Origin of the sequence: Acidovorax sp. A1169 (assembly GCF_030704685.1) — a bacterium.
Classification (GTDB): Bacteria; Pseudomonadota; Gammaproteobacteria; order Burkholderiales; family Burkholderiaceae_C; genus Acidovorax.
Genome location: NZ_JAUZDX010000078.1, coordinates 1 through 354 on the forward strand (window position 1 = coordinate 1; position 354 = coordinate 354).

1 protein-coding gene is annotated in these 354 nt (G+C 65.3%); it reads right to left on the reverse strand.

Annotation, left to right across the window (positions count from 1 at the left end; genetic code table 11):
* On the reverse strand, nucleotides 1–354 hold a 354-nt coding region (locus QYL93_RS31885; RefSeq protein WP_305747437.1), incomplete at both ends, for a hypothetical protein.

Sequence of the window (354 nt, forward strand, 5' to 3'; positions counted from 1 at the left end):
TGCACCGGCCAGGGTGAAGGTGAAGCTGGTGGCGGAGGTGACTTCCACATTGCCGGTGGTGGACAGGGTGCGCGTGGCACCGCCCTCGCCGGTGATGGTCAGGGTGCTGATGGTGACGTCATTCGTCGCACCGACGGTCTTGACCAGGTTGGTGCCGGTGACCGTGAAGACATGGGTCGTGCCGTCGTAGGTGGCTGAGGTGATGGTGGGCGCCGTGACATTCGACACGGTCACTGCATTGCCGGTGAGGTCGGCGCTGGAGGTGGTGGTCTGGTTCCAGTTGGCGGCGGCGGCCAGGTTGAACACCGTGGCGTCCACAGCAGAGGTGCCGTTGGTGTTCAGGATGCCGCCCAC